Origin of the sequence: Campylobacter sp. 2018MI13, assembly GCF_018501135.1 — a bacterium.
Classification (GTDB): Bacteria; Campylobacterota; Campylobacteria; order Campylobacterales; family Campylobacteraceae; genus Campylobacter_E.
Genome location: NZ_JAHCZC010000141.1, coordinates 1 through 1760, shown reverse-complemented (window position 1 = coordinate 1760; position 1760 = coordinate 1). Strand labels below are relative to the sequence as shown.

Annotated in this window: 1 rRNA gene; it reads right to left on the bottom strand. The window is 44.0% G+C overall.

The window, feature by feature from the left end:
- Positions 1 to 72 precede the first annotated feature (72 nt).
- A 16S ribosomal RNA gene (locus tag KJQ99_RS09300) occupies positions 73 to 1581 on the bottom strand.
- Positions 1582 to 1760 lie beyond the last annotated feature (179 nt).

Genomic DNA, 1760 nt, shown 5'->3' with positions numbered 1-1760 from the left:
AAACAAGCTCTCAAGAGCTCTTGAAATATTTATTATTACTCTTTAGTGTGAGTTAAAGAGTATGTACTCTAGAAAGGAGGTGATCCAACCGCAGGTTCTCCTACGGTTACCTTGTTACGACTTCACCCCAGTCGCTGATTTTGCTGTGGGCGGTAACTAGTTTAGTATTCCGACTTAAAGCACAATCAACTCCCATGGTGTGACGGGCGGTGAGTACAAGACCCGGGAACGTATTCACCGTAACATAGCTGATTTACGATTACTAGCGATTCCGGCTTCATGCTCTCGAGTTGCAGAGAACAATCCGAACTAAGACATATTTTATAGATTTGCTCCACCTCGCGGTATTGCTTCTCATTGTATATGCCATTGTAGCACGTGTGTAGCCCTGGGCATAAGGGCCATGATGACTTGACGTCGTCCACACCTTCCTCCTCCTTGCGAAGGCAGTCTATTTAGAGTGCTCAGCCGAACTGTTAGCAACTAAATACGTGGGTTGCGCTCGTTGCGGGACTTAACCCAACATCTCACGACACGAGCTGACGACAGCCGTGCAGCACCTGTCTCTAAGTTCTAGCAAGCTAGCACCCTCGTATCTCTACAAGGTTCTTAGGATATCAAGCCCAGGTAAGGTTCTTCGCGTATCTTCGAATTAAACCACATGCTCCACCGCTTGTGCGGGTCCCCGTCTATTCCTTTGAGTTTTAATCTTGCGACCGTACTCCCCAGGCGGTATGCTTAATCCGTTAGGTGCATTACTGAAATGACTAGCATTCCAACAACTAGCATACATCGTTTAGGGCGTGGACTACCAGGGTATCTAATCCTGTTTGCTCCCCACGCTTTCGCGCCTTAGCGTCAGTTAAGTTCTAGCAGATCGCTTTCGCAATTGGCATTCTTAGTAATATCTACGGATTTTACCCCTACACTACTAATTCCATCTGCCTCTCCCTTACTCTAGAATAGCAGTTTTGAATGCAGTTTAATGGTTAAGCCATTAGATTTCACATCCAACTTACTACTCCGCCTACGCGCCCTTTACGCCCAGTGATTCCGAGTAACGCTTGCACCCTCCGTATTACCGCGGCTGCTGGCACGGAGTTAGCCGGTGCTTATTCTTACAATACAGTCAGTATTCTTCTTGTAAAAAAGGAGTTTACGCTCCGAAAAGTGTCATCCTCCACGCGGCGTTGCTGCTTCAGGGTTTCCCCCATTGAGCAATATTCCCCACTGCTGCCTCCCGTAGGAGTCTGGACCGTGTCTCAGTTCCAGTGTGTCTGATCATCCTCTAAGACCAGATATGCGTCATAGCCTTGGTAAGCCATTACCTTACCAACTAGCTGATACAATATAGCCCTATCCCTTACCGAAAAACTTTCCCACCCTAACTTATGTTAGAGCGGAGTATAGAGTATTAGCACTCATTTCTAAGTGTTGTCCTCTTGTAAGGGGCAAGTTAGCTATACATTACTCACCCGTGCGCCACTAATCCGTCTAGCAAGCTAGACTTCATCGTTCGACTTGCATGTGTTAGGCACGCCGCCAGCGTTCACTCTGAGCCAGGATCAAACTCTCCATAATTTAAATGATTATTTTTTAATTATGAAAAATTAAAAAATAAATAAAATAATGAAGTGAATGATTTAAAACTTATATATAAGAAAGTTTTAAATGGCTCTTGATCACTTGTTTAGATATCAAAGATTGACGTTGAAATAATTGATATATTTAAAATTAACAATAAAACTATTTAAAATAAC